The sequence below is a fragment of the Streptomyces solicamelliae genome (assembly GCF_045348655.1).
In the GTDB taxonomy this organism is placed as follows: domain Bacteria; phylum Actinomycetota; class Actinomycetes; order Streptomycetales; family Streptomycetaceae; genus Streptomyces; species Streptomyces solicamelliae.
Genome location: NZ_CP160404.1, coordinates 2904575 through 2929088, shown reverse-complemented (window position 1 = coordinate 2929088; position 24514 = coordinate 2904575). Strand labels below are relative to the sequence as shown.

Below are 24514 nucleotides of genomic sequence, written 5' to 3'. Positions count from 1 at the left end.
TGCGCGATGTAGTTGTGCACAGCGCAACCCTGGGGAGGGACCATGAGCGACCGGGCGGACAGCCGGCCCACGAAGATCATGTACGTGGCCGAGGCCACCGCGCACGGCGGCCGGAACGGCTACGTCACCAGCCACGACGGCCGGATCGAGATGCGCCTCGCGATGCCGCCCGCCCTCGGTGGCGACGGGCAGGGCACCAATCCGGAACAGCTCTTCGCGGCCGGCTACAGCTCCTGCTTCCACAACGCGCTCGTGCTCGTCGGCCGCCGGGCCGGCTACGACCTGTCCGGATCGACCGTCGCCGCGAAGGTCGGCATCGGCCCCAACAAGACCCAGGGCTACGGGCTCGCCGTCGCGCTCAGCGTCTCGCTGCCGCTGGTCGACCAGGAGCTCGCGGCCGGACTCGTCGACGCCGCGCACCAGGTCTGCCCGTACTCGAACGCCACCCGGGACAACATCGAGGTCTCGATCGTCCTGAGCTGACCCGCTCCCGCCCGCGGACCACCCCGGAATCGGACCCCGCGCCCCCCGCGTTGCACCATGGGAGCGCACGTACGAGAGGGAGAGTGGGGACGTGGACGTCCAGGGCACGGTGACGGCCGGGTACGAACCGGTCAGGGACGCGTTCCTGCGGAACTTCGAGCAGCGCGGTGAGCGCGGCGCGGCGCTCGCCGTGTACCGCGACGGCGCCAAGGTCGTCGACCTGTGGGCCGGCACGCGGGACGCCGCCGGCAGCGACGCGCCCTGGGCGCTGGACACCGCGCAGGTCGTCCGCTCCGCCACCAAGGGCGTCGCCGCCGCCGTGCCCCTGCTGCTCCACCAGCGGGGGCGGCTCGACCTGGACGCGCCCGTCGGCTCGTACTGGCCCGAGTTCAAGGCCGCAGGCAAGGACCGGGTCACCGTGCGCCAGCTGCTCGCACACCGCGCCGGGCTGCCGGTGCTCGACCGGCCGCTCACCCTGGAGGAGGCCGTCGACCGGGAGGCCGGGTTCGCGGCGGTCGCCGCGCAGGCCCCCGTCTGGGAGCCCGGCACCGCGCACGGCTACCACGCGCACACCTTCAGCTGGCTCGTCGGCGGACTGGTCCACCGGGTCACCGGCCGCACCATCGGCCGCTGGGTCGACGAGGAGATCGCCCGCCCGCTCGGCCTCGACCTGTGGATCGGGCTGCCGGACGAGGAGGCCCACCGGGTCGGCCGGCTCGGCCCGGTCGAGGAGATCGCCCCCACCGACGGCACGGACGGCGGCGCCCTCCGGCTGCGGCCCAAGCGCGCCGTCACCGCCGCCTACGACGACCCCGCCTCGCTGACCCGCCGGGCCTTCGGCGTCATCCGGCCCGCGCCCGACGAGAACAACCCGGTCTACCGGGCCGCCGAACTCCCCGGCTCCGCCGGCATCGCCACCGCCCGCGCGCTGGCCCGCTTCTACGCCGCGACCATCGGCCCGGTCGACGGCCACCGCCTCTTCGCCCCGGCCACCGTGGCCCTGGCCCGTACCGAGGAGTCCGCCGGAGCCGACAAGGTGCTGGTCGTCGGCACCCGCTTCGGCCTCGGCCACATGCTGCACGGACCCGCCTCCCCGCTGCTCGGCCCCGGTTCCTTCGGCCACCCGGGGCGCGGCGGCTCGCTGGGCTTCGCGGACCCGGAGAGCGGCGTCGCGTTCGGGTACGTCACCAACGGGATGCGCAAGACCGTCACCGCCGACCCCCGAGCGCAGGCGCTGATCCGGGCGGTACGTTCGGTGCTGTGACGGATCTGACGGAACGTTTCCAGGGGCACACCGCGCTGGTCACCGGAGCGGCCCGGGGCATCGGCGCGGCCACCGCGCGCCGGCTCGCCGCCGAGGGCGCGACGGTCCTCGTCGCCGACGTGGACGTCGAGGCGGCGGAGGAGACCGCGGCCGGCATCCCCCGCGCGGTCGCGCTGTGCTGCGACGTCGGCGACCGCGCGTCGGTCGAGGCGGCCTTCGGGTACGCGGCCGAACACCACGGCGGCCTGGACGTGCTGGTCAACAACGCGCTGGCGCGGGTCGTCCCGCCCGAGGTCCCCTTCGAGGACGAACCCGACGACCCCTGGACGCTGAACCTCGCCGTCACGCTGATGGGCGCGGTGCGCTGCGCGCGCGCCGCGCTGCCGCTGCTCGCCGCCTCGGGGCGCGGCGCGATCGTCAACATCGGCTCGGTCAACGCCGAGCAGGACTTCGGCGGCCACGCCTACAGCGCCGCCAAGGCCGGGCTCGGCTCCTTCACCCGCACCCTCGCCGGCGAGGCCGCGCCGCGCGGCGTCCGGGTCAACCAGATCAACCCCGGCACCATCGCCACCCGCGCCTGGGAGGGACGCGAGGACCAACTCGAGGCGCTGGGACGCCGCGTCTATCCCCTGGGCCGCGTGGGCCGCCCCGAGGACGTCGCGGCAGCGGTCGCCTTCCTCGCCTCCACGGACGCCTCCTGGATCACCGGCACCACCCTCCGCGTCGACGGCGGCCTCCTCGCGGTGAACACCGCCTTCGGCATGGCCCGCGGCGAACGCTGACCCCGGCCCCGCGCGGCGCGACGAGCCCGTCACCACTTGTCCCGCTCGTACGGCTTCGGCAACGCCTCCAGGGCCCCGGCGGCCCGCAGCTCGCGGTTGACGTCGAGGATGACGTCGATCGAGGGCTCGCGGGTCCCGCCGTAGGTCAGGTCGACGATCAGCCCGCCACGGGCTGTCCGGCTGTACTCCGCGGGCAGCCCTTCGGGGGCCAGAGCGGCGCGGTTGGCGGAGAGGTAGACGGCGCGCCCGCAGCGCGGGGCGGAGTTGTCGAGGTCGAATTCCTCCTTGACCGCCCGGTATTCGGCCCGGCGGTACACCTTGCCGTGGTCGATGTCCCAGGCGTCCGCAAGGATCCGCAGTATTTCGTGCGCGCGGCGAAGGGCCGGCACGGCATCGTCCTGGACGACACGGGAGGAAAAGCTCAACGCGACGTTGCTCCCCACCCATTGCGTCTGGCCTCCGGCGCGGACGGACAGTTCCACCAGAGGCATACCGGCCTGTCTCGTCCGGAGGGACGCCGAGTAGCCGATGTACGGAGCATCGTGCGCGCGGTTCTCCCGCTCCAGGTACTCGGTCAGCGCGGGCGCGGAGACCGGAACGAACTCCCGTGAGGACGCGTGCGACGCCGCGTCGTGGCACCAGCTGCCCAGAATTCCTTCGCCCGTCGATTCCAGCGCGGCGAAGGTCTCTGCCCATTGCGCCGCCACCTGTCGGGGGCCTTCCGGACGTTTGCCCCAGCTGCCGTTGACGACGAAGTCCACCATGTCCCGCCCCTCAGCTCGTCGTCAGCATCAGTCCGATGCCGACCACCATCATGCCCGCCGCGGCGATGCGCGGGCCGCCGAAGCGTTCCTTGAAGAAGAGGGTGCCTATCGCGGCGCCGACGATGATCGAGGACTCGCGGAGGGCGGCGATCGGGGCGAGCGGGGCCTTGGTCTGGGCCCAGAGGACGAGGAGGTACGCGGCGACCGAGAGGACCGCGCCGAGGAGGCCGCGGGCGGCGTGGGGGCGCAGTTGGGGGAGCAGGGCGGCTCCGCGGCGGTACGCGGTGTAGGCGGGGATCGCCGAGCCCTGCAGGAGCATCAGCCAGGCCATGAAGCCGAGCGGGGTGCCCGAGGCGCGGACGCCGACGCCGTCCACGACCGTGTACCCCGCGATCGTCAGGCCCGTGCCGAGCGCCGCGAGCAGGGCCGGCCAGTCCGGACGGCGGCCCGAGCCGCGGATGCCCCACAGGGCGAGGCCGGTCAGGCCCGCGCAGGCCACCGCGACGCCCGCGAGCTGCGGCGTGTCCGGGATCTCGTGCAGGAAGAGCGCCGCGAGGAGAGTCACCACGAGCGGGGCGGTGCCGCGGGCGATCGGGTACATCTGCCCGAAGTCGCCCAGCGTGAACGACCGCATCAGCAGCGCCTGATAGCCGATGTGCAGCGCCGCCGACGCGATCAGGTACGGCCACGCCTCCGCCGCCGGCATCGGTACGAAGAACAGCGCCAGGGCGCCGAGCAGCGCCCCGCCGCCTGAGATCAGCGTGAAGGAGATGAGCTGATCCTTGATGTGATGGGCGATCGCGTTCCAACTGGCATGCGTCACCGCGGCGATCAGGACCGCGGCGACGACCAGAGGCGTCACGCCGTACGCTCGCGGACGTCCGCCAGGGTGGCACCCGCGTGGGCGATCAGCGTCCTGGGCTCCATCGGGAACACCGTGTGCGGGGTGCCCGCCGCCGCCCACACCACGTCGTGGTCGAGCAGGGCGCGGTCGGCCAGGACCCGGGTCCTGGTGCGGTGCCCGAACGGCGGGACGCCGCCGATCGCGTACCCGGTCGTCTCGCGCACGACCGTCGCGTCGGCCCGGGTCACCTTCCCCGCCCCCAACTCCGCCCGCACCCGCTCCAGATCGACCCGCGAGGAGCCGTCCATCAGGACGAGCACCGGAACGCTGTCCGCCGCGAAGATCAGCGACTTGACGATCTCCGAGACGTCGCAGCCGATGGCCGCAGCGGCCTCGGCGGCGGTACGGGTGGCGTCCGGGAAGCGCCGGACCTCGGCCTCGATGCCGAGGTCCTTCAGCGCGGCGGCGAACTGGGGGTGCGCGAGCGAATCGGTCATGGCGTGCACGCTAGCGGTACGTGTAGGGGCCATGCGAGCCCGATTCACCCCCGGCCGCCGGGCTGCCGCTACCGCGCGTTCAGCACCTTCGCCACGACCAGGCCCGCCGAGTCCCCGCCGTGGCCGCCCTCCTGCACGACCGCCGCGGCGGCGAGGTCGTCGGCGTAGCCGGTGAACCAACTGTTGGACGTCGCCTGGTTGTCGACCTCCGCCGAGCCGGTCTTCGCGCCCTTGTTGCCGCCCACGCTCGCCATCGCCTTCGCGGCGGTGCCGCTGGTCGCCGTCCGCCGCATCATCGCGCGCAACTGCTGCGCGACGGAGTCGGGCAGGGAGCGGGAGGCCGTGGCGATCTTCCGGTCGTCGAGATCCCTGGGCACGATGATCGGCTGCTTGAACGTGCCGTTCTTCGCGGTGGCGGTGATGGACGCGATGTTGAGCGCGTTCATCTGGACGGTGCCCTGCCCGATGTACTGCGCCGCCGCGACGCCGCCGGTCTCCTCGGGGATCGAGCCGTCGGACGTGGTGACGCCGGACTGCCAGTCGAGGCCGATGCCGAAGACGTCGGCGGCCTCCTTGCCGAGGGCGGCGTCGTCCTTGACGTCGTCGATGAGCTTGATGAAGGCGGTGTTGCAGGAACGGGAGAAGCTCTCCGCGAAGGTCTTGCCGGTGAGGGCGAAGTGGTCGAGGTTGTGGAAGCTTCTGCCGTAGTACATGGCGTCCTTCGGGCACTCCGCGACCCGGTCCGCGCCCACCAGCCCCTTCTCCAGCAGCAGCGCCGCCGTGACGATCTTCAGCGTGGAGCCGGGGGCCTGCTTGCCCTGGAAGGCGGCGTTGAAGCCGGCCGCCGGGCTGTTGGCGACGGCGCGGATCTCGCCGGTGGTCGGCTTGATCGCGACGACCGACGCCTGGCCGTACTGCTTCACCGCCCGTTCGGCGGCGGCCTGTACGTCCGCGTCGATGGTGGTCTGGAGCTTGCCGGGCTCGCCCTTCACGAGGGTGAGCAGGGTGCTGTCGGGGACGTTCGCCTCGCTCGACTCGAGGACGGTCTCGACACCGGCCCTGCCGCCGGACCTCGCCCCGTACTTGGTGCGCAGCTCGTCGAGGACGGTGCCGAGCGAGGGGTACTTCTCGCGGGTCAGCTCGCGGCCCTTGCGGTCGACGGCCTTGATCTCGGCGGACTTGGCGGCGCCGGTGCGCAGGGTGGTCGTCTTGGTCAGGCGCGGGTGGATGACGGACGGCTGCCAGTCGACGAGCGGGCGGCCGGTGGTCAGTCCGCGGACGACGGTGAGCTGGGAGGTGTACGTCCAGGGCTTCGAGGTCCCCTCGAAGGTCACCGTGGCGTTCACCGTGAACGGCACCTTCGCGCCGACGGGCTTCCCGGGCGTGATGACGGCCTTGGACACCCCCGCCTCGGCCCGGTAGCCGGCGACGACGGGTCCGGCGTCGACCGGGTTGTTCGTCAACTGCCCGGCTGCCTCGGGCGAACCGGAGGCCCAGGCCTCCAGGAACTTCTCCGCGGTCTCGGTGACCTCGTCCGGCGTGACCGGCCCGGACCTGCGCTCCCCGGCGGCGGACGTCCCGCTCACTCCGCCGGACCCGCCTCCGTTGATCCCCTGCCAGAGGTTGTAGCCCCCGTACCCGACCCCACCCGCCACGACGACGAAGACGCCCCCGACGATCGCGACCTTCACTCCACTGCGCATCCCTGCGGTTTCCCCTCCCCAGGAGCTCGCTTGAACACGTTCAAGCGAATGGACAGGAGCACCCTACGTCACACCCGTGACACGAGGGGCTGTTGTTATTCGACCGGGACCGGTCGTGGAAGTCGAACGGACAGCACTCTTGTGGGTGATGGTGGCGGAGACTTTCGAAGTACTTTCAAAGTCATGAGTACTGAGGGCGCCGCCGTGAACTTCTCCGAGCTCGTCAACAAGAACAAGCAGACGCTCGCCAGACTCAAGCACTCACCGCAACTCCTGCTGCACCGCAGAGACGGTGAGGACCTCGTCCTCACCACCGCCGCGCGAGCCGCGCAGGACCGGACCGTCGTGTCGGCTGCCACGCGGATGCTCGCTGCCATGGCGCGCCGAGAGCCCGGCAGCATGGAACTGCTGCTCGACGTGCTGCCGGACGCCTTCCCGTGGGTCCGTTTTCTGCCCGAGCACGACACCCACACGTTCGCACTCGAACTGGTCGAGACCATGCGTGCTGCGGACTCCGTCGGCAACACCGCGTCCGTGGCCCAGATGCTCGTCGCCTGGCAGCACACGGCCGAGGTCCACTCCGACCCCGAGCTGCTGGCCGCGCTGACACGTGACCGCGGTGAGGACTACGGTCCGGTACCCGACCGGCGGGACGTCTCGTGAGCGCGGGCCGGGGGGATCGCGCCGCGCCGCCGGCGCCGGAGGGCCACTGGGAAGTCCGCTTCGCGGACGCCGCGTCCGCCAAGGGCTGGGAGAACCTGGCCCAGCAGGAGAACACCTACCGGGCCTGGATCGTCCTGCGCACGGACCCCCGACCGGCCACGGATACGCCCCGTCGCCACCGCCTCAAGGGCAGCCTGGCGCACGGCGCCCACCGAGGGCGGACCTGCGAGCAGTGGCAGATCGAGGTGACCGGCGGGGGTCGCGTCTGGTACCTCGCCGACACCGGCCGCAGCACCTGCCGGATCACCTTCGCGGGTACCGGACATCCCCGGGCCACCGACCACCGCTGAGCCCCGATCCGCCCCTACACCCACGTGTCCAGCCACATCCGGTTCCGCCAGCCCTCCATCGGGATCGGCTGGCCCGTGTACAGGGGCCAGAAGTAGATGAAGTTCCAGATGATGAGGAGGACCAGGACGCCGGCGCCCACCGCGCCGAACGTGCGGCGGCGTTCCGTGGAGCCCGGGGGGCCGATGACGGCGCCGATCATCATCGTGACCGCGAGGCACAGGAACGGGACGAAGACGACCGCGTAGAAGAGGAAGATCGTGCGCTCCTGGTACAGGAACCAGGGGAGCCAGCCCGCCGCGATGCCGCAGGCGATCGCGCCGGCGCGCCAGTCGCGGCGGAAGAACCAGCGCCACAGCACGTACAGCACCGCGAAGCACGCCGCCCACCACAGCAGCGGGGTACCGAGGGCCAGGACCTCGCGGGCGCACTTCTCCGTCGCGTCGGCCGGGCAGCCGTCCTTGCCGGGCGACGGGTCCTCGTAGAAGTACGAGACCGGGCGGCCCAGGACGATCCAGCTCCACGGGTTCGACTGGTACGTGTGGCCCGACGTCAGGTTGACGTGGAAGTTGTAGACCTCCACCTCGTAGTGCCACAGGCTCCGCAGCCAGTCCGGCATCCACGACCACAGGCCGCCCCCGGTCGCCCTGTCCTGCTCGGCCGCCCAGTTGCGGAAGTAGCCCTTGTCCGAGGCGATCCAGCCCGTCCAGGAGGCCACGTAGGTGACCAGGGCCACCGGGACCAGCGACGTGAACGCCGGCAGCAGGTCCTTCTTCAGCACCGCCGCGTACGTGTGCACCGCGCCCGCCGTCTTGCGCGCGCCCACGTCCCACAGCACCGTCAGCAGGCCGAACGCGGCCATGATGTACAGGCCGTTCCACTTCGTCGCGAACGCCAGGCCCAGCATCACCCCCGCCGCGAGCCGCCACGGCCGCCAGCCGAGCCGCAGGCCCTCCGCCACCGCCGCGTCCGGGCGCAGCACGCCCTCGTCGTCCTCCGGGAGCGCCGCCGCGAGCCGCCGCCGCGCCCAGTCCCGGTCGATCAGCAGACAGCCGAACGCGGCGACCACGAAGAACATCAGGACCTGGTCCAGCAGCGCGGTCCGGCTCATCACGAAGTGCAGGCCGTCCACCGCGAGCAGCGCGCCCGCCAGGCAGCCCAGGAACGTCGAGCGGAACAGCCGCCGCCCGATCCGGCACAGCATCAGGACCGACAGGGTGCCCAGCACCGCGACCATGAAGCGCCAGCCGAACGGCGTGAAGCCGAAGAAGTGCTCGCCCAGGCCGATGACCCACTTGCCGACCGGCGGATGCACCACGTACCCCGGTTCCACAGGCACCGTGACCGCGTCCGGGTTCGCCAGGATCGACTTGTCGATGTCCTTCGGCCAGGAGCCCTCGTACCCCTGGTTGATCAGGGCCCAGGCGTCCTTCGCGTAGTACGTCTCGTCGAATATCACCGCCTTCGGGCTGCCCAGGTTCCAGAACCGCATCAGCCCCGCGACCAGCGCCACCAGCAGCGGGCCGCCCCAGGCCGCCCAGCGCGTCACCCGGTCCACCAGGACCCGCGGCAGCCCGAGCAGCGCCACCGCCCCCGCCGACGGCCGGACGAACGGCGGCACCAGCCGCTCCCGCAGCCCGGTCCGCGCCGGGGGCGCATAGCCGAACCGGCGCAGTCGGCGCTGCCACGACGGCGGCTCCTGCCCGGCGTCCTGACCCTGCTGGGGGTGTGGTGCGGTACTGGTCACCGCGCCATCGTAGGGAACGCGCCTGTGCGAGTCGTCCGTCCGGGCTGCGAGGATGACCCATGTGACAGGAACGCTGGTACTCGCAGGGACCCCCATCGGCGACATCGCGGACGCCCCGCCCCGCCTCGCCGCCGAGCTGGAGCGCGCCGACATCGTCGCCGCCGAGGACACCCGGCGGCTGCGCGGACTGACCCGCGCGCTCGGCGTGCACACCACCGGGCGCGTCGTCTCGTACTTCGAGGGCAACGAGTCAGCCCGTACGCCCGAGCTCGTCGAGGCGCTGGCCGGCGGCGCCCGGGTGCTCCTCGTCACCGACGCCGGCATGCCGTCCGTCTCCGACCCCGGCTACCGCCTGGTCGCCGCCGCCGTCGAGCAGGACATCAAGGTCACCGCCGTGCCCGGCCCGTCCGCGGTCCTCACCGCGCTCGCCCTGTCCGGGCTCCCGGTGGACCGGTTCTGCTTCGAGGGCTTCCTGCCGCGCAAGGCCGGGGAGCGCCTCGGACGCCTCCGTGAGGTGAAGGACGAGCGCCGCACCCTCGTGTACTTCGAGGCGCCGCACCGCCTCGACGACACCCTCGCCGCCATGGCCGAGGTCTTCGGCGAGGACCGCCGCGCCGCCGTCTGCCGCGAGCTGACCAAGACGTACGAGGAGGTCAAGCGCGGCCCGCTGGCCGAGCTGGCCGCCTGGGCGAAGGAGGGCGTGCGCGGCGAGATCACCGTCGTCGTCGAGGGCGCCCCCGAGACCGGACCGGCCGAGCTCGACGCCGAGGAGCTGGTGCGCAGGGTGCGGGTGCGTGAGGAGGCGGGGGAGCGGCGCAAGGAGGCGATCGCCGCCGTCGCCGCGGAGACCGGCCTTCCCAAGCGCGAGGTGTTCGATGCCGTCGTCGCGGCAAAGAACGCGGATCGGCAGGCCCAGGAGCCCGCCAAAGGACTAACCTGAAAAGCAAGGCATCCGCCGCGTCGCGGACCGTTCCGGCAAGGGGCGCCCAAGGGCGTTCCATGCTTTCCCCTCCGCTGATGCGCTCCGGCCGAAATGGGCGTCCACTGGTCAGTGGAGTGGAGAGGAGCTGGCATGAGCGAGATCACCGGCGCATCCGTCGGCCACGAGGAGTACTCCTTCGCCTGCGCACGCTGCGGATACGGCTGGGAGCAGGCCTACGACATCGAGCACCGCCTGGACGCCACCGGCCAGGAGTTCATCGTCTACCGCACCGAGGGCGCCCGCGTCCCCTCGCCGCTGTCCGACCTCGTCTGCCCCAACTGCGAGCGGCGCGGAGCGGTGCGGATCCTGCGGTCCGGGCAGGTGTCCACCGCGCTGCGGATGATGGACACCGAGCACGTGCCCCCCGTCCCCCCGAAGCCGAAGCCGGAGGGGCAGGCGGCGCCCGCCCGTACCGGCGAGGCCCCCGGTCCCGTGCAGGAACACCACCGGCATCTCTCCGACCTGCTCCACCCCTTCCGCGACCGGAAGTGACCCCCGCGCGTTCCGTACGATCGGGGCCATGACCTCCAAGGACGCCCCGCCGCCGCAGCCCGAGCCCCTTCTGGTACCGGTGGCGGACTCGCACACCCACCTGGACATGCAGGCAGGCACCGTCGAGGAGGCCCTGGCCCGGGCCGCCGCCGTCGGCGTGACGACCGTGGTCCAGGTGGGCTGCGACGTGAAGGGCTCGCAGTGGGCCGCCGAGACCGCCGCCGCGCACCGGCAGGTGCACGCGGCCGTCGCGCTGCATCCGAACGAGGCCCCCCGGATCGTTCTCGGCGATCCCGACGGCTGGTCCCGCCAGGGTGCCCGGGAGGCGGGCGGGGACGCGGCGCTCGACGAGGCGCTGGCCGAGATCGACCGGCTCGCCGCGCTGCCCGAGGTCAGGGGCGTCGGCGAGACCGGCCTGGACTACTTCCGCACCGGCCCCGACGGCATGGCCGCCCAGGAGCGCTCCTTCCGCGCCCACATCGAGATCGCCAAGCGCCGCGGCAAGGCCCTGGTCATCCACGACCGCGAGGCGCACGCCGACGTGCTGCGGATCCTCGACGAGGAGGGCGCCCCCGACCGGACCGTCTTCCACTGCTACTCCGGCGACGCCGCGATGGCGGAGATCTGCGCCGCCAAGGGCTACTACATGTCCTTCGCCGGCAACGTCACCTTCAAGAACGCCCAGCCGCTGCGCGACGCCCTCGCCGTCGCCCCGCGCGAGCTGGTCCTGGTCGAGACCGACGCGCCGTTCCTCACCCCCGTCCCGTACCGGGGCCGGCCGAACGCGCCGTACCTGATCCCGCTGACCGTCCGTGCGATGGCCGAGGTCCGGGGCGAGGGCGTGGACGAGCTGTGCGCGGCGCTCGCCGCGAACACCGCTCAGGCCTTCGATTACTGATCATCGCCCTGATCATCACCGATCCATAACTCTTACGTTCCGTAGTCGCGCTGCTTTGGAGAGTGACCGGAGCTCCGCTAGGGTCCCGGCCTCGTGAGCACCTCGCAGGGCAGTCACCGAGCCGTACGCGGAGGCCGCCGCGCCGCGGCCGGCACGGCGGAGGCGCCGTCGGTCCCGCCGCCGGCGTCCCCCTCGATCCACGAGTACGAGACCCAGCCCTACGGCCTCCAGGTCTCGCCCGCCCCGCCGCCCGCCGGCGGCCGGGCCTCCGCGCGCCGCGCCGCCCGCCGCCGCAGGGCCCCCGCCGGGGAGGGGCTGCGCCGGCTCGTCCCGCAGGCACTGGTCGTCGCCTTCCTGGCCGGCGGCACCACGGCCTTCGTCGCCGACGACAAGGCCGTCCGGCTCAGCGTCGACGGCGTCCCGCGCACCCTGCACACCTTCGCCGACGACGTCGAGGAACTGCTCGCCGACGAGGGCCTGGACACCGGCGCCCACGACCTCGTCGCCCCCGGCCCGGGCGCGGCGCTCGCCGACGGCGACGAGGTCGTCGTCCGGTACGGCCGGCCCGTGCGGCTCACCCTCGACGGGCAGCGCCGCCAGGTGTGGACCACCGCCCGCACGGTGGAGGGCGCGCTGCGCCAGCTCGGGGTGCGGGCCGAGGGCGCGTACCTCTCCGTCTCGCGCTCCGCCCCGATCGGGCGGGCCGGTCTCGCGCTCGCGGTGCGCACCGAGCGCACCGTCACCCTGCTCGCCGACGGCCGCGAGCGGACGATCCGCACGAACGCCGCCACGGTCCGCGAGGTCGTCGAGGAGGCCGGGATCACCCTCGCCGGCCAGGACACCACCTCGGTGCCGCCCGAGTCCTTCCCGCGCGACGGCCAGACGGTCACCGTGCTGCGGATCACCGGCTCCCGGGAGGTCCGCGAGGAGACCCTGCCGTACGCGGTCGAGCGGGTCGACGACCCGGAGCTGTACGCCGGGACCGAGGTCGTCGACCGGCAGGGCGTCCAGGGCGTGCTCCGGGTCACGTACACGCTGCGGACCGTCAACGGCGTCCGGCAGAAGCCGCGCCGGATCTCCGCGGAGCTGGTGCGCGAGCCGGTCGCCCAGCGGGTCAAGGTCGGCACGAAACAGCTGCCGGACTCGGTGGCCGGCGCGGACGGGCTGAACTGGGGCGCGCTCGCGCGGTGCGAGTCCGGCGGCCGGCCGGACGCGGTCGACCCCTCCGGGACGTACGGCGGGCTCTACCAGTTCGACCCCGGCACCTGGCGCTCCCTCGGCGGCAGCGGCGTCGCGCAGGACGCGTCCGCGCAGGAGCAGACGTACCGGGCGAAGAAGCTGTACGTGCAGCGGGGCGCGAGCCCGTGGCCGCACTGCGGCAGGAGGCTGTACCGGTGAGCCGGGGCAGGCGACCGTGACCCGTAGGCTGTACCGGTGAGCACCACCGATCCCGCCGACGCCGCCGACGTACTCCTCGGCCCCGCCGACATCCGCGAGCTGGCCGCGGCGCTGGGCGTACGCCCCACGAAGCAGCGCGGCCAGAACTTCGTCATCGACGCCAACACGGTCCGGCGGATCGTCCGCACGGCCGAGGTGCGCCCGGACGACGTGGTCGTGGAGGTGGGTCCCGGGCTCGGGTCGCTCACCCTGGCCCTGCTCGAGGCCGCCGACCGGGTGACGGCCGTCGAGATCGACGACGTGCTCGCCGCGGCGCTGCCGTCGACGATCGCGGCGCGCATCCCGGCGAAGAAGGACCGCTTCGCGCTGGTCCACTCCGACGCCATGCACGTCCAGGAGCTGCCCGGCCCCGCGCCGACGGCGCTGGTGGCGAACCTGCCGTACAACGTGGCCGTGCCGGTGCTGCTGCACATGCTGGACCGCTTCCCGACCATCGAGCGGACCCTCGTGATGGTGCAGGCGGAGGTCGCCGACCGGCTCGCCGCCGGGCCCGGCAACAAGGTGTACGGCGTGCCGTCGGTGAAGGCGAACTGGTACGCCGAGGTGAAGCGGGCGGGCGCGATCGGCCGCAACGTCTTCTGGCCCGCGCCGAACGTGGACTCCGGACTGGTCTCCCTGGTCCGGCGGACCGAGCCGCTCGTGACGACCGCCACCAAGGACGAGGTCTTCAAGGTCGTCGACGCGGCCTTCGCCCAGCGCCGCAAGACGCTGCGGGCCGCACTGGCCGGCTGGGCCGGCTCGCCGGCGGCGGCGGAGGAGGCCCTGGTGAAGGCCGGGATCTCGCCGCAGGCGCGCGGCGAGGCGCTGACCGTCGAGGAGTTCGCGCGGATCGCCGAGAACCGGCCGGGGACGGGGGAGCAGTGACGATGGAGGAGCAGATGCGGAGCGTCACGGTACGCGTCCCCGCGAAGGTCAACGTCCAGCTGGCGGTGGGCGGGGCGCGGCCGGACGGCTTTCACGACCTGGCCAACGTGTTCCTGGCGGTGTCGCTGTTCGACGAGGTGACGGTCAGCCCGTCCGACGGGCTGCGGGTCACCTGCTCGGGCCCCGACGCGGACCAGGTGCCGCTGGACCGGACGAACCTGGCGGCGCGGGCCGCCGAGCTGCTCGCGGCACGGCACGGCATCGCGCCGGACGTGCACATCCACATCGCCAAGGACATCCCGGTCGCCGGCGGCATGGCCGGCGGCAGCGCGGACGGCGCGGGCGCCCTGCTGGCCTGCGACGCGCTGTGGGGCCTGAACTCCTCGCGCGCCGCGCTCCTGGAGATCTGCGCCGAGCTCGGCAGCGACGTGCCGTTCAGCCTCGCCGGCGGGGCGGCGCTCGGCGTCGGCCGCGGGGAGCAGCTGACGGAGCTGCCGGTGGGCGGCACCTTCCACTGGGTGTTCGCGGTCGCCGACGGCGGACTGTCGACCCCGGCGGTGTACCGGGAGTTCGACCGTCTCAACGAGGACGTGCGGGTTCCCGAGCCCGCCGCCTCGCAGGCGCTCCTGCAGGCCCTGCGCACGGGCGACACCACGGCCCTCGCGGCCGCCCTCGCCAACGACCTGCAGCCCGCGGCCCTGTCCCTGCGCCCCTCGCTCGCGGCCACGCTGGAGACCGGCATGGAGGCGGGCGCCCTGGCGGCACTGGTCTCCGGCTCGGGCCCGACGACGGCCTTCCTGACGAAGGACGAGGACGCGGCGCAGACGGTCGCCCGGGCCCTCACCGCCTCCGGCACCTGCCGCACCGCCCGCGTCACGACCTCCCCCGCCCCGGGCGCGACGGTCGTCTAGCGCGCGGCGGCTCCCCGGCCGCCGGGGCGGCCGGGGAGCGCGAACCGGGAGCGCCGCGCACGGCCCCCCGGAGGGACGGAACGGCTAGGGCGCGTTCTGGGCCACGACGAGGCGGTCGATCCAGCCGCCGAGGGACTCCCAGCCGGACCAGCCGTTGTTGGGCGCGGTCTGCCACATGTGCCACACGGCGCCGTCGGATCCGCGGGCGAAGATCTCCATACGGCCGTCGGCGTTGCGGCTGACGTCCAGGTCGTCGATCCAGCCGCCGAGGGACTCCCAGCCGGACCAGCCGTTGTTGGGCGCGGTCTGCCACATGTGCCACACGGCCTGGTCGGACCCGCGGGCGAAGACCTCCAGGCGTCCGTCGGCGTTGCGGCCGAGCGAGATCATGTCGATCCAGCCGCCGAGGGACTCCCAGTGGGACCAGCCGTTGTTCGGGGCCGTCTGCCACATGTGCCACAGCGCCCCGTCGGAGCCGCGGACGAAGACCTCCAGCCGGCCGTCGGCGTTGCGCCCCGTCTCGAGACGGTCGATCCAGCCGCCCAGGGACTCCCAGCCGGACCAGCCGCCTCCCGGGCTGGTCTGCCACTTGTGCCAGAGCGCCTGGTCGCCGCCGCGGGCGAAGACCTCCAGACGCCCGTCGGCGTTGCGGGCGACGTCCAGATCGTCGACCCAGCCGCCGAGCGACTCCCAGTCCGACCAGGTGCCGTTGGGCACGACCTGCCACTTGTGCCACACGGCGCCGTCGGATCCGCGGGCGAAGATCTCCAGGCGGCCGTCGATGTTCTGACCGACCTTGAGGTCGTCGATCCAGCCGCCGAGGGACTCCCAGCCGGACCAGCCGTTGTTCGGCGCGGTCTGCCACATGTGCCACACGGCCTGGTCGGACCCGCGGACGAACATCTCCAGGCGTCCGTCGGCGTTGCGGCCCTGGGCGATCATGTCGATCCAGCCGCCGAGGGAGTCCCAGCCGGACCAGCCGTTGTTGGGCGCGGTCTGCCACATGTGCCAGAGCGCCTGGTCGCCGCCGCGGGCGAAGATCTCCATGCGGCCGGCCGCCTGCTCGGAGGCCTCGCGGACCGCCGCGGCGGCGTTGAGGAACGTGCCGATGTCCTTGCCGGGGTCCGGGGTGACCGCGGTCCCCGTGGCCCTGAGCATGTCGCGCACCTCGGCGTGGCTGAGCCGGGGGTTCGCGGCCAGCATCAGCGCGGCGGTGCCGGCGACCTTGGGTGTGGCCCCCGAGGTGCCGCCGAAGGCGTTGCGGTACGCGGTGTCGGAGCCGCTGTCGCAGGTCACGTCGTGCGAGCCGTCACCGGGTGCGCACACGACGATCCGGGGGCCGTAGTTGCTGAACCACGCGCGCTTGTTGACCGAGGCGTCGTAGGCCGTCGCGCCGACCAGGATCGAACCCGTCTCGGGGATCGGATTGCCGTCGTCGCCGATGCCGGCGTCCCGGTCCCCGTTGCCCGCCGCCACGCAGACGACCACGCCCTCGGCGATCGCCGTCCTGATGGCCGCGTTGACCGAGGGGACGTACTCGTAGTTCCCGTACGCCCCGGTCTGGACCTCCAGGATCACGATCTTGCGCCTGCCGCCGCTGTCGGTGGTACGCACCCAGTCGATGCCGTTGGCCCAGGCGTTGCCCCCGACCGGATTGCCGGGCCCCCAGTCCGACCGCACCGCCCAGAGCGTGGAGTCGTACGCGACGCCCGCCATGCCGGCATGGTTGACCGCGGCGCCGGCCAGCCCCATGACGGCGGTCCCGTGGGACACGTCACCGCCGCTGACGTCGGTGCCGCCGTCGTAGGAGTTGTGGGTCCTGGCGATGCGCCCGGCGAGGTCGTTGTGCCCGGTCCGGTAGCCCCAGTCGACGTCGGCGACCACCACTCCGCTGCCGGTGGACGTGCTCCACGCCTGGTTCACGCCGCAGCGGAAGATGTACCACTGGTTCTCCAGGCCGGTGACGGTGTCCACGACCACCGTTCCGCCCGAACCGACCAGCGGTTCCGCGAGGGGGCCCGCCGGGGCGAGCATCGTCGCGCCTCCGGAGCGTGCCACCGTCGCCGTCGGCGGCAGGGCCGCGGGGACGGCGATGGCCCGCTCCACCTCGGGCAGCGCGTCGAGGCGCTGCGCGATCGCGACGGTGTCCGCCTCGTCGGAGAAGTGCAGGGTGAGGAACCGCGCCAGGTTCGGAGTCTCGTAGCCCCTCGAGGCCGCGCTCGCCTGGAGCGAGGTCGCCTCCTGCGGTGAGATCACGAACGTCGACTCGGCCTTGACGAGGTTGTTGTCCATCAGGATGCGGTTGAACTCGTCGAGCGGTCCTTCGGAGAGGCTGCGGACCTCGGGCGGCGCGCCGTCGGGGGGTTCGGTGACGGCCGGGGTGACGCTCTCGCGGAACTCCACCTCCACGACGCCCGGCTCGTACGAGGGACCGCTCGGCAGGGTGCCGCCGGGCCCGCCGAACCGGGAGACCGGGGAGTCGGCGCCGTTCGGGTACGGCCTGGCGCCGCCGCCCTGCGGGGGCCTGCCGGGAGCCCCTCCCGTCGGTTCCGGCCTGCCGGGCATGCCGCCCTGCGGCACCGGCATTCCTCCGCCGGTGGACGCGGACGGTGCGTTCATCCCGGGCATCGGCATGCCGCCGGGCGCGTCGCCCGCCGACGTCGACCGCATGCCGGGCGTCGGCATCTGCCCTGCCGCGGGGCTCCCGGCCGACGTCTGCATGCCCGGGGTCGGCATCCCGCCCGTACCCGCCGCGGGCCTGGCACCCGCGCCGGGCGTCCCGGGTACGGGCATGCCCGATGCCTTGGGCGGCTGCTTCGCATGCTCGTCGCCGTCGTGTCGATTTCCGTGATGCGTCATGGGTCCTCCGGGGGGATGGGGATGGCTGTGCGGAGTGGGGACCGCGCACGCGGTCACACAGAGTCCGCACAAGTACGCATATCGACACTAAACGTGACGATCTGCTCCCGCTCCCTCACACGGTCGCCGGGATGAAGGCGAGTGCCCCGCGCCGTCTACCCTGGGACGTCGATCGATCCCCCGGTACAGGAGTCAAGGTGGCCGTCAACCTGGTCAATGTCGAGGCAGTCAGCAAGGTGTACGGCACCCGTGCCCTGCTCGACGGCGTGTCCCTCGGCGTCTCCGAAGGGGACCGGATCGGCGTCGTCGGCCGCAACGGCGACGGCAAGACGACCCTGATCCGGATGCTCGCCAAGCTGGAGGAGGCCGACACCGGCCGCGTCACGCACAGCGGCGGGCTGCGCCTCGGGGTGCTCACCCAGCACGACTCCCTCGACCCGAAGGCGACCGTCCGCCACGAGGTCATCGGCGACATGGCCGACCACGAGTGGGCCGGCAGCGCCAAGATCCGCGACGTGCTCACCGGCCTGTTCGGCGGGCTCGACCTGCCGGGGTTCGAGAAGGGCCTCGACACCGTCATCGGCCCGCTCTCCGGCGGCGAGCGCCGCCGCATCGCCCTCGCCAAGCTGCTCATCGAGGACCAGGACCTGATCGTCCTCGACGAGCCCACCAACCACCTCGACGTCGAGGGCATCGCCTGGCTCGCCGAGCATCTGCGCAACCGCCGCTCCGCGCTCGTCTGCGTCACCCACGACCGCTGGTTCCTCGACCAGGTCTGCACCCGCATGTGGGACGTGCAGCGCGGCACCGTGTACGAGTACGAGGGCGGCTACTCCGACTACGTCTTCGCCCGCGCCGAGCGCGAGCGCATCGCGGCCACCGAGGAGGTCAAGCGGCAGAACCTGGTCCGCAAGGAGCTGGCCTGGCTGCGCCGAGGCGCCCCGGCCCGTACCTCCAAGCCGCGCTTCCGCATCGAGGCCGCCAACGCGCTGATCGCCGACGTGCCGGAGCCCCGTGACAAGAGCGAGCTGATGAAGTTCGCCAACGCCCGGCTCGGGAAGACGGTGTTCGACCTGGAGGACGTGAGTGTCACCGCCGGTCCGAAGGAACTGCTCAAGCACCTGACCTGGCAGCTCGGCCCGGGCGACCGCATCGGCCTGGTCGGCGTCAACGGCGCCGGCAAGACCTCGCTGCTGCGCGCCCTCGCCGACGCCGCCGTCACCCAGGGGGACATCCAGCCCGCCGCCGGCCGGATCGTCGTCGGCAAGACCGTACGGCTCGCCTACCTCTCGCAGGACGTCACCGAACTCCCCGCCGAACTGCGGGTCCTGGAGGCCGTGCAGCAGATCCGCGACCGGGTCGACCTCGGCAAGGGCCGGGAGATGACGGCGGGTCAGCTGTGCGAGCAGTTCGGCTTCTCCAAGGAGAAGCAGTGGACGCCGGTCGGCGACCTCTCAGGCGGCGAGCGCCGCCGGCTCCAGCTGCTGCGCCTGCTCATGGACGAGCCGAACGTGCTCTTCCTCGACGAGCCCACCAACGACCTCGACATCGAGACGCTGACCCAGCTGGAGGACCTCCTCGACGGCTGGCCCGGCTCGATGGTCGTGATCTCCCACGACCGGTTCTTCATCGAGCGCACCACCGACCGCACCTTCGCCCTGCTCGGCGACCGGACCCTGCGGATGCTGCCGCGCGGCATCGACGAGTACCTGGAGCGGCGGCAGAGGATGGTCGAGGCCGCCGCGCCCGCCCCGGCGGCCGCCGCCCCGGTCAAGGAGAAGTCCGCCGCCGACGCACGCGCCGCGAAGAAGGAGCTGCAGAAGGTCGAGCGGCAGCTCGACAAGCTCTCCGAGAAGGAGAGCAAGCTGCACGCCCAGATCGCCGAAAACGCCACGGACTTCGAGAAGGTGGCGAAACTGGATGCCGACCTCCGGGAACTGGCGGCCGAGCGCCAGGAGTTGGAGCTGCGCTGGCTCGAGCTCGCCGAGGACGCCTAGCAGTCGGCCCGGCCGGGGCGCGTAGAGAAGGCGTGCAGACCCGGTAACAAGGGCATCACGGGCCGGTCCTCCCTTGGGAACAGGGGCGGACCGGTCACTTTTGCGCCACCCTCCGGGTGGTAGAAAGAAAGCCCGCTCGACTCACAGCACTGTGCGCCATCCATGTCCGATTCGCTCCTTTCCGGTGGAAGTTGACCGCCGGAATCGCGGGGGAGGCCGACCGGGCACCGGACCGCACGAAGGGGGAAGCGCTGATGACTCAGCCGCCCAGCAACCAGCCGCAGGGCGGCTTCGGCGCACCGCAGGACGTGCCGCCGGCCCAGCCGCCCGCGCAGCCGCCGGCGCCGCCGGCCCAGCCGCCCACCGCGCCCGCGCAGCCGTCGGTTCCGCCGACGGCGCCTCAGCAGGGCGCGCCGCAGGCCGGTTACGGCTACCCGCAGCAGTCGCAGGCCGGTTACGGGTATCCGCAGCAGCCGGGCCCGTACGCCCAGCAGCCCGGTCCCTACGGCCAGCCGCAGCCCGGCCCTTACGGCCAGCAGCCGGGCCCGTACGGCCAGCCGCAGCCGGGTCCCTACGGCGGCTACCCGACGCAGCCCCAGTACCCCGGTCCGGGCACGCCCGGCCAGCCGCCGTCCGGCAACAACCCCTTCAAGGGCAAGCCCGGCGTGATCGTCGCCGCCGCGGCGGCCGCGCTCCTGGTCATCGGCGGCATCTCCTGGTTCGCCCTCAGCGGCGACGAAGAGCCCGGGCCGATCGCCAAGCCGACCGGCTCCCCGAGCGCCTCCGCCTCCGTCGACCAGGGCGACGGCAGCGGTGACGGCGGTGGCGGCCGCGACTCCGGCGACGACCTCAACGCCGGCCGCAAGCCCGGCGAGGCGAAGGTCAACTGGCTGCTCAAGAACACCGTCGACCTGCCGCGCAACGGCGGCGACGTGCACGGCCCATGGATCGTGGGCGACACGGTCGTCAAGGGCATGTACAAGAGCGTCGTCGGCTACGGCCTGTCCGACGGCAAGGAGAAGTGGAACGTTCCGCTTCCCTTCGAGATGTGCGCCGCGCCCCAGCAGGTCTCGTCGACCGGTCAGATCGTCATCGGCGTCAACGACAAGGCCGGCGACCGTGCCGACTGCCTGGTGCTCCAGCAGATCGACCTGAAGACCGGCAAGCCGGGCTGGAAGAAGACCCTGCAGAAGGGCACCGGCTTCGCCTCGCTGTCCGACATCACCCTCGCCATCAGCGGCAACACCGTCACCGCGGCCGGCACCAGCAACTCCTGGGGCTTCTCGGTCAGTGACGGCCGCCAGCTGTTCACCAGGGAGTCCGGCAACTGCAAGCCGTACGCCTACGCCGGCGGCAGCAAGCTGATCGCCGCCTACAGCTGCCGCACCAGCAACTACGACATCAAGCAGGAACAGCTCAGCGAGGTCGACCCCACCACGGGCAAGCCCAAGTGGACGTACAAGCTGAAGCCCGACTGGGAGGTCGACAAGGTCTACTCGGTCGACCCGCTGGTCGTCTCCGCGAAGCAGGACTCCGACGACGACACGCAGGACAAGTGGGGCATCCAGGCGTTCAACGCCAACGGCACCCCGCGCGCCATGCTCAACGGCGGCGCCAACAAGTTCGCCCCGAACTGCAGCAGCAAGTTCGTCATCTTCGGCAAGAACCTGCAGGGCTGCACCGGCATGGCCGCCGACGCCAACACCTTCTACATGGCGACGGCCGACAACACGAGCGGTCTGGCCCGCACCAACTCCGTGGTCGCCTTCGACCTCAACACGGGCAAGATCAAGTGGACCGCGCCCGCGCCCGCCGAGCGGACCGTGACCCCGCTGCAGATGCAGGGCGGCAACGTGCTGCTCTACATGGACGCGAAGTACGACAAGGGCGGCGCGCTCGCGACCCTCTCCCCGTCCGGCGGTACGCCGAAGGTCATTCAGCAGCACCCGGCGTCCACGTCGGAGATCGAGAACGACTTCTACAGCCCGCACTACGCGTACGCGAACGGCACGTTCGTGATCGCGAGCGGCCGCGTCAGCGCTCCCAATGACGCGGAGGAGAAGGAGACCAAGACGATGATGGCGTTCAGCAAGTGAGGCTCGCAGACCGATGACTCAGCCACCTCCCCCGCCGAACCAGCCTCCGGGTCCCCCGCAGGGCGGCTTCGGCGCTCCGCAGGATCCCCCGCCGGGCGGCTTCGGCGCGCCCCAGCAGCCGCCGGCCCAGCCGCAGTACGGCTACCCGCAGCAGCCGCAGGGCCAGCCGCCCATGCAGCCGCCGACGCAGCCGCAGTACGGCTACCCGCAGCAGCCGGACCCGGCCGCCGGGCAGCCGCAGTACGGCTACCCGCAGCAGCCGCCGACGCAGCCGCAGGGCCAGCCGCAGTACGGCTACCCGACGCAGCCGCAGCAGCAGTACGGGTACCAGCCCACCCCGCCGGGCGGCGGCAAGAAGCTGACCACCCAGATGCAGATCGTCATCGCCGCCGCGGTCGCGGTCGTCCTGATCATCGGCGGCGGCGTCTGGTACGCCGCGTCCGGCGACGACGAGCCCGGCGGCAACCAGGGCAAGGGCGGCGGCCAGACCCAGGGTCAGGGCGGCGGCGGGCAGGCCAAGGCCGCCCCCGACGGCCCCGGCAAGGAGAAGGTCCCCGCCAACACCCAGGCGAAGGTCGCCTTCCAACTGCCGCACCCGAAGGTCGCCGACATCACCGATGTGGCCGGCTCCTGGCTCACCGACAAGGCGTACGTGAAGACGGGCGTCAACTCGATCGTCGGCTACGACCTCGCCAAGGGCACTCCGGTGTGGACGCTGCCGCTGCCCGGCCAGGTCTGCGCCACGTCCCGGCACACCACCGCGGACAACAAGACCGCGATCGTGTACGAGGCCGCGAAGCGCGTCCCGCCGCGCAACTACCAGCCCTGCACCGAGGTCGCGGTCGTGGACCTGGTCACGGGCAAGCTGGTGTGGACGAAGTCGGTCACCGGCGTCAGGTCCGGCGACGACAAGGTGAAGTTCAGCGAGGTCACGCTGAGCGGCCTCACGGTCGCGGCCGGAGGCACCGACGGCGGCGCCGCGTTCGATCTCACCAACGGCAACGTGCGCTGGAAGCCGGAGGCGAACGAGCAGGACTGCTACGACATGGGCTACGGCGGTGGCGGCGGCCTGGTCGCGGTCCGCCGCTGCGGTTCGTACGACACCTCCACCGTCGTCATCCAACCCATGAAGCCGGGGACGGGCGAGCCGATCTCGGAGTTCAAGATGCCGGCCGGCGTGAAGTACGCGTCGATCGTCTCCACCAAGCCGCTGGTCGTCGCGGCCGACGTCGGCGACACCGCCGGCGACGGCAGCGGCATCTCGGACTTCTTCTCCATCGACGAGGCCACCGGCAAGCTCAAGGTGAAGATCGCCGCGGACGCGGACCGGTTCGCCGCCCGCTGCCGCTCCACCGAGGTGGAGACCTGCTCCAAGGTCGTGGTCGGCAACAACCGGATCTACCTGCCGACCGAGGACCACGAGGTCACCAGCGGCGAGTACGGCAACACCAACGAGATCGTGTCCTTCGACCTCACCACGGGCAAGCCGACCAGCGACAAGGCCGACGCCGGCGACCGGTACTCGATGTTCCCGCTGCGCATGGACGGCGGAAACCTGATCGCGTACAAGACGCCGCCGTACGACAAGGGCGGCCAGATCGTCTCGATCGACGGCGCGACCTTCCAGCAGACGGTCCTGCTCGAGAACCCGGGCGACAAGGCCATCCGGGCCGCCGAGTCCAGCTTCTCCTCGGACTACGCGGAGATCCTGTACGGGAACGGGCGGATGTTCATCTCCGAGACGATGGTCTCCGAGCCGCGCAAGTCGTCCTTCGACGACAAGGAGTACCTGCTCGTCGGGTACGCCACGACCGGCTGACGGCCGGCGGGGCACCCCGGCGCGGAGCGCCACGGCCCGGCGCATCGGTTCACACCGGTGCGCCGGGCCGTTTGCGCGGGGGCGGGAAGGCGCAGAATTCGGCAGTCTGGGGGGCTTCTGGCACGTAAGGGGCACGCAAGGTCGAACAAGCGTGTAGCTTGCCGGGTCAGGAGCGGCCGGGGGGCCGGCTCCAGGGGGGAGTGGGGGTTGTGGCGATGGGCGTTCGGCTCATGGTGGTCGACGACCACCGACTTCTGGCGGAGGCGCTGGCCTCCGCCCTGAAACTGCGCGGGCACCGGGTGCTCGCGGCGGCGGCGCCCGCGGCGGGCGCCGCCGAACTGGTGGTGGCCCGGGCGCCCGAGGTGTGCCTGCTGGGCACCGCCGCGCCCGCGGAGCCGGGCGCGTTCGAGCCGATCGTGCGGATCAAGCGGGAGCGGCCGCAGGTGGCCGTGGTGGTGCTCGGCCCGGTGCCGTCGCCGCGCGGGATCGCGGCCGCGTTCGCGGCCGGCGCCTCCGGCTACGTGCGGCACGACGAGCGCATCGAGGGCGTGGAGCGGGCGCTGCTCAAGGCCAGGGCGGGGGAGTCGGCGATCGCGCCGCAGCTGCTGCAGGGGGCGTTCGCGGAGCTGCTGAACCCGTCGGAGCAGCCGGACGACGAGGGGCAGCGGCTGCTGCGGATGCTCACGCCGCGCGAGGTCGAGGTGCTGGTCCGGGTCGCGGAGGGGGAGGACACCCGGCTGATCGCCCGGGGCATGGCGATCGCCCCGAGCACGGCCCGGACGCATGTGCAGCGGGTGCTGATGAAGCTGGGGGTCGGCTCGCGTCTGGAGGCGGCCGCCCTGGCGGCGCGCAGCGGCCTGCTCGACCGGGCGCCGCGGCCGCGCGGGCCCGAGGAGGACTGAGGGCGGCCGGGGAGGACTCGGGACGGCCGGTGAAGGCCGAGAAGGGCAGTCCTTACATCGGTGACCGAAGGGCGGAATGCAGGGGTTCGGGAGTCTCCCGGACCCCTTTCTGTTGACGTATGTTGTTTGAACATGCTTCTT

The 24514-nt window shown here is 72.5% G+C and carries 21 protein-coding genes; 15 read left to right on the top strand and 6 right to left on the bottom strand.

Going from position 1 to position 24514, the window contains the following annotated elements:
- Positions 1-42 precede the first annotated feature (42 nt).
- From ABZO31_RS13440 to ABZO31_RS13430, 3 genes are all read left to right on the top strand, one after another.
- Positions 43-483 (top strand): organic hydroperoxide resistance protein, encoded by a 441-nt coding sequence (locus ABZO31_RS13440; protein WP_406861408.1) that lies wholly within the window; start codon positions 43-45, stop codon positions 481-483.
- Positions 484-574: 91 nt separating this feature from the next.
- Positions 575-1747, top strand: a complete 1173-nt coding sequence (locus ABZO31_RS13435; protein WP_406861407.1) for a serine hydrolase domain-containing protein — start codon at positions 575-577, stop codon at positions 1745-1747.
- A complete protein-coding gene (locus ABZO31_RS13430) occupies positions 1744-2529 on the top strand; it encodes an SDR family NAD(P)-dependent oxidoreductase (protein WP_406861406.1) in 786 nt (261 codons plus the stop codon). Before ABZO31_RS13435 ends, ABZO31_RS13430 begins: the two co-directional genes overlap by 4 nt.
- Before the next feature lie 29 nt (positions 2530-2558).
- Here the strand turns inward: ABZO31_RS13430 and ABZO31_RS13425 are convergent, their stop codons facing one another.
- Genes ABZO31_RS13425 through ABZO31_RS13410 form a run of 4 tightly spaced genes read right to left on the bottom strand, consistent with a single transcriptional unit; the run spans position 2559 to position 6337 of the window.
- Positions 2559-3293 (bottom strand): hypothetical protein, encoded by a 735-nt coding sequence (locus tag ABZO31_RS13425; protein WP_406861405.1) that lies wholly within the window; start codon positions 3291-3293, stop codon positions 2559-2561.
- 10 nt (positions 3294-3303) lie between these two features.
- The gene (locus ABZO31_RS13420; RefSeq protein WP_406861404.1) at positions 3304-4155 is read right to left on the bottom strand and encodes an EamA family transporter; all 852 of its coding nucleotides are present in this window, start codon (positions 4153-4155) and stop codon (positions 3304-3306) included.
- The gene (locus ABZO31_RS13415; RefSeq protein WP_406861403.1) at positions 4152-4667 is read right to left on the bottom strand and encodes a YbaK/EbsC family protein; all 516 of its coding nucleotides are present in this window, start codon (positions 4665-4667) and stop codon (positions 4152-4154) included. The genes ABZO31_RS13420 and ABZO31_RS13415 overlap by 4 nt, the downstream gene beginning before the upstream one ends.
- A 35-nt stretch (positions 4668-4702) precedes the next feature.
- Complete coding sequence (locus ABZO31_RS13410; protein WP_406861402.1) at positions 4703-6337, bottom strand: penicillin-binding transpeptidase domain-containing protein; 1635 nt, start codon at positions 6335-6337, stop codon at positions 4703-4705.
- A 183-nt stretch (positions 6338-6520) separates the two neighbouring features.
- Between ABZO31_RS13410 and ABZO31_RS13405 the strand changes: the two genes are divergently transcribed.
- On the top strand, positions 6521-7000 hold the full coding sequence (locus ABZO31_RS13405) for a hypothetical protein (RefSeq protein ID WP_406861401.1): 480 nt from the start codon (positions 6521-6523) through the stop codon (positions 6998-7000).
- Positions 6997-7350 (top strand): hypothetical protein, encoded by a 354-nt coding sequence (locus tag ABZO31_RS13400; protein ID WP_406861400.1) that lies wholly within the window; start codon positions 6997-6999, stop codon positions 7348-7350. The genes ABZO31_RS13405 and ABZO31_RS13400 overlap by 4 nt, the downstream gene beginning before the upstream one ends.
- Before the next feature lie 14 nt (positions 7351-7364).
- On the opposite strand, the gene ABZO31_RS13395 is transcribed toward ABZO31_RS13400, so the two are convergent.
- Positions 7365-9095 carry a dolichyl-phosphate-mannose--protein mannosyltransferase gene (locus tag ABZO31_RS13395; RefSeq protein WP_406861399.1) on the bottom strand — a complete coding sequence of 577 codons (1731 nt, stop codon included), beginning with the start codon at positions 9093-9095 and terminating at the stop codon, positions 7365-7367.
- A 52-nt stretch (positions 9096-9147) separates the two neighbouring features.
- Between ABZO31_RS13395 and rsmI the strand changes: the two genes are divergently transcribed.
- The 6 genes from rsmI (at position 9148) to ABZO31_RS13365 (ending at position 14700) form a co-directional block, all read left to right on the top strand.
- Positions 9148-10035, top strand: a complete 888-nt coding sequence (gene rsmI, locus ABZO31_RS13390; protein ID WP_406861398.1) for a 16S rRNA (cytidine(1402)-2'-O)-methyltransferase — start codon at positions 9148-9150, stop codon at positions 10033-10035.
- A 132-nt stretch (positions 10036-10167) separates the two neighbouring features.
- Positions 10168-10569 carry a hypothetical protein gene (locus ABZO31_RS13385; protein ID WP_406861397.1) on the top strand — a complete coding sequence of 134 codons (402 nt, stop codon included), beginning with the start codon at positions 10168-10170 and terminating at the stop codon, positions 10567-10569.
- Between the two features lie 28 nt (positions 10570-10597).
- Positions 10598-11467, top strand: a complete 870-nt coding sequence (locus ABZO31_RS13380) for a TatD family hydrolase (RefSeq protein ID WP_406861396.1) — start codon at positions 10598-10600, stop codon at positions 11465-11467.
- Between the two features lie 93 nt (positions 11468-11560).
- Positions 11561-12865: a ubiquitin-like domain-containing protein gene (locus ABZO31_RS13375; RefSeq protein ID WP_406861395.1), complete on the top strand. Its 1305-nt coding sequence runs from the start codon at positions 11561-11563 to the stop codon at positions 12863-12865.
- Between the two features lie 36 nt (positions 12866-12901).
- Entirely contained in the window at positions 12902-13789 is an 888-nt protein-coding gene (gene rsmA, locus ABZO31_RS13370) for a 16S rRNA (adenine(1518)-N(6)/adenine(1519)-N(6))-dimethyltransferase RsmA (RefSeq protein ID WP_406861394.1), read from the top strand.
- A 2-nt stretch (positions 13790-13791) separates the two neighbouring features.
- Positions 13792-14700 carry a 4-(cytidine 5'-diphospho)-2-C-methyl-D-erythritol kinase gene (locus tag ABZO31_RS13365; RefSeq protein WP_406861393.1) on the top strand — a complete coding sequence of 303 codons (909 nt, stop codon included), beginning with the start codon at positions 13792-13794 and terminating at the stop codon, positions 14698-14700.
- Between the two features lie 84 nt (positions 14701-14784).
- Here ABZO31_RS13365 and ABZO31_RS13360 read toward each other — a convergent pair whose 3' ends face one another.
- Positions 14785-17559, bottom strand: a complete 2775-nt coding sequence (locus ABZO31_RS13360) for a S8 family serine peptidase (RefSeq protein WP_406861392.1) — start codon at positions 17557-17559, stop codon at positions 14785-14787.
- A gap of 197 nt (positions 17560-17756) precedes the next feature.
- On the opposite strand from ABZO31_RS13360, the gene ABZO31_RS13355 reads away from it, so the two are divergent.
- The 4 genes from ABZO31_RS13355 to ABZO31_RS13340 all read left to right on the top strand — a co-directional run bounded on the left by ABZO31_RS13355 (position 17757) and on the right by ABZO31_RS13340 (position 24373).
- Entirely contained in the window at positions 17757-19556 is a 1800-nt protein-coding gene (locus tag ABZO31_RS13355; protein WP_406861391.1) for an ABC-F family ATP-binding cassette domain-containing protein, read from the top strand.
- Between the two features lie 254 nt (positions 19557-19810).
- Positions 19811-21652 (top strand): PQQ-binding-like beta-propeller repeat protein, encoded by a 1842-nt coding sequence (locus tag ABZO31_RS13350; RefSeq protein ID WP_406861390.1) that lies wholly within the window; start codon positions 19811-19813, stop codon positions 21650-21652.
- A 13-nt stretch (positions 21653-21665) separates the two neighbouring features.
- The gene (locus ABZO31_RS13345; RefSeq protein ID WP_406861389.1) at positions 21666-23471 is read left to right on the top strand and encodes a PQQ-binding-like beta-propeller repeat protein; all 1806 of its coding nucleotides are present in this window, start codon (positions 21666-21668) and stop codon (positions 23469-23471) included.
- Between the two features lie 215 nt (positions 23472-23686).
- Positions 23687-24373: a response regulator transcription factor gene (locus ABZO31_RS13340; protein WP_406865345.1), complete on the top strand. Its 687-nt coding sequence runs from the start codon at positions 23687-23689 to the stop codon at positions 24371-24373.
- Positions 24374-24514 lie beyond the last annotated feature (141 nt).

Excerpts from the sequence above, each read along its gene's own strand:
- ABZO31_RS13365 (WP_406861393.1), top strand. The coding sequence starts at position 13,792 with ATGGAGGAGCAGATGCGGAGCGTCACGGTACGCGTCCCCGCGAAGGTC.
- ABZO31_RS13350 (WP_406861390.1), top strand. The coding sequence starts at position 19,811 with ATGACTCAGCCGCCCAGCAACCAGCCGCAGGGCGGCTTCGGCGCACCG.
- ABZO31_RS13380 (WP_406861396.1), top strand. The coding sequence starts at position 10,598 with ATGACCTCCAAGGACGCCCCGCCGCCGCAGCCCGAGCCCCTTCTGGTA.
- ABZO31_RS13425 (WP_406861405.1), bottom strand. The coding sequence starts at position 3,293 with ATGGTGGACTTCGTCGTCAACGGCAGCTGGGGCAAACGTCCGGAAGGC.
- ABZO31_RS13360 (WP_406861392.1), bottom strand. The coding sequence starts at position 17,559 with ATGACGCATCACGGAAATCGACACGACGGCGACGAGCATGCGAAGCAG.
- ABZO31_RS13410 (WP_406861402.1), bottom strand. The coding sequence starts at position 6,337 with ATGCGCAGTGGAGTGAAGGTCGCGATCGTCGGGGGCGTCTTCGTCGTC.
- ABZO31_RS13345 (WP_406861389.1), top strand. The coding sequence starts at position 21,666 with ATGACTCAGCCACCTCCCCCGCCGAACCAGCCTCCGGGTCCCCCGCAG.
- rsmI (WP_406861398.1), top strand. The coding sequence starts at position 9,148 with ATGACCCATGTGACAGGAACGCTGGTACTCGCAGGGACCCCCATCGGC.
- ABZO31_RS13440 (WP_406861408.1), top strand. The coding sequence starts at position 43 with ATGAGCGACCGGGCGGACAGCCGGCCCACGAAGATCATGTACGTGGCC.
- ABZO31_RS13385 (WP_406861397.1), top strand. The coding sequence starts at position 10,168 with ATGAGCGAGATCACCGGCGCATCCGTCGGCCACGAGGAGTACTCCTTC.
- ABZO31_RS13340 (WP_406865345.1), top strand. The coding sequence starts at position 23,687 with ATGGGCGTTCGGCTCATGGTGGTCGACGACCACCGACTTCTGGCGGAG.
- ABZO31_RS13405 (WP_406861401.1), top strand. The coding sequence starts at position 6,521 with ATGAGTACTGAGGGCGCCGCCGTGAACTTCTCCGAGCTCGTCAACAAG.
- ABZO31_RS13415 (WP_406861403.1), bottom strand. The coding sequence starts at position 4,667 with ATGGCCCCTACACGTACCGCTAGCGTGCACGCCATGACCGATTCGCTC.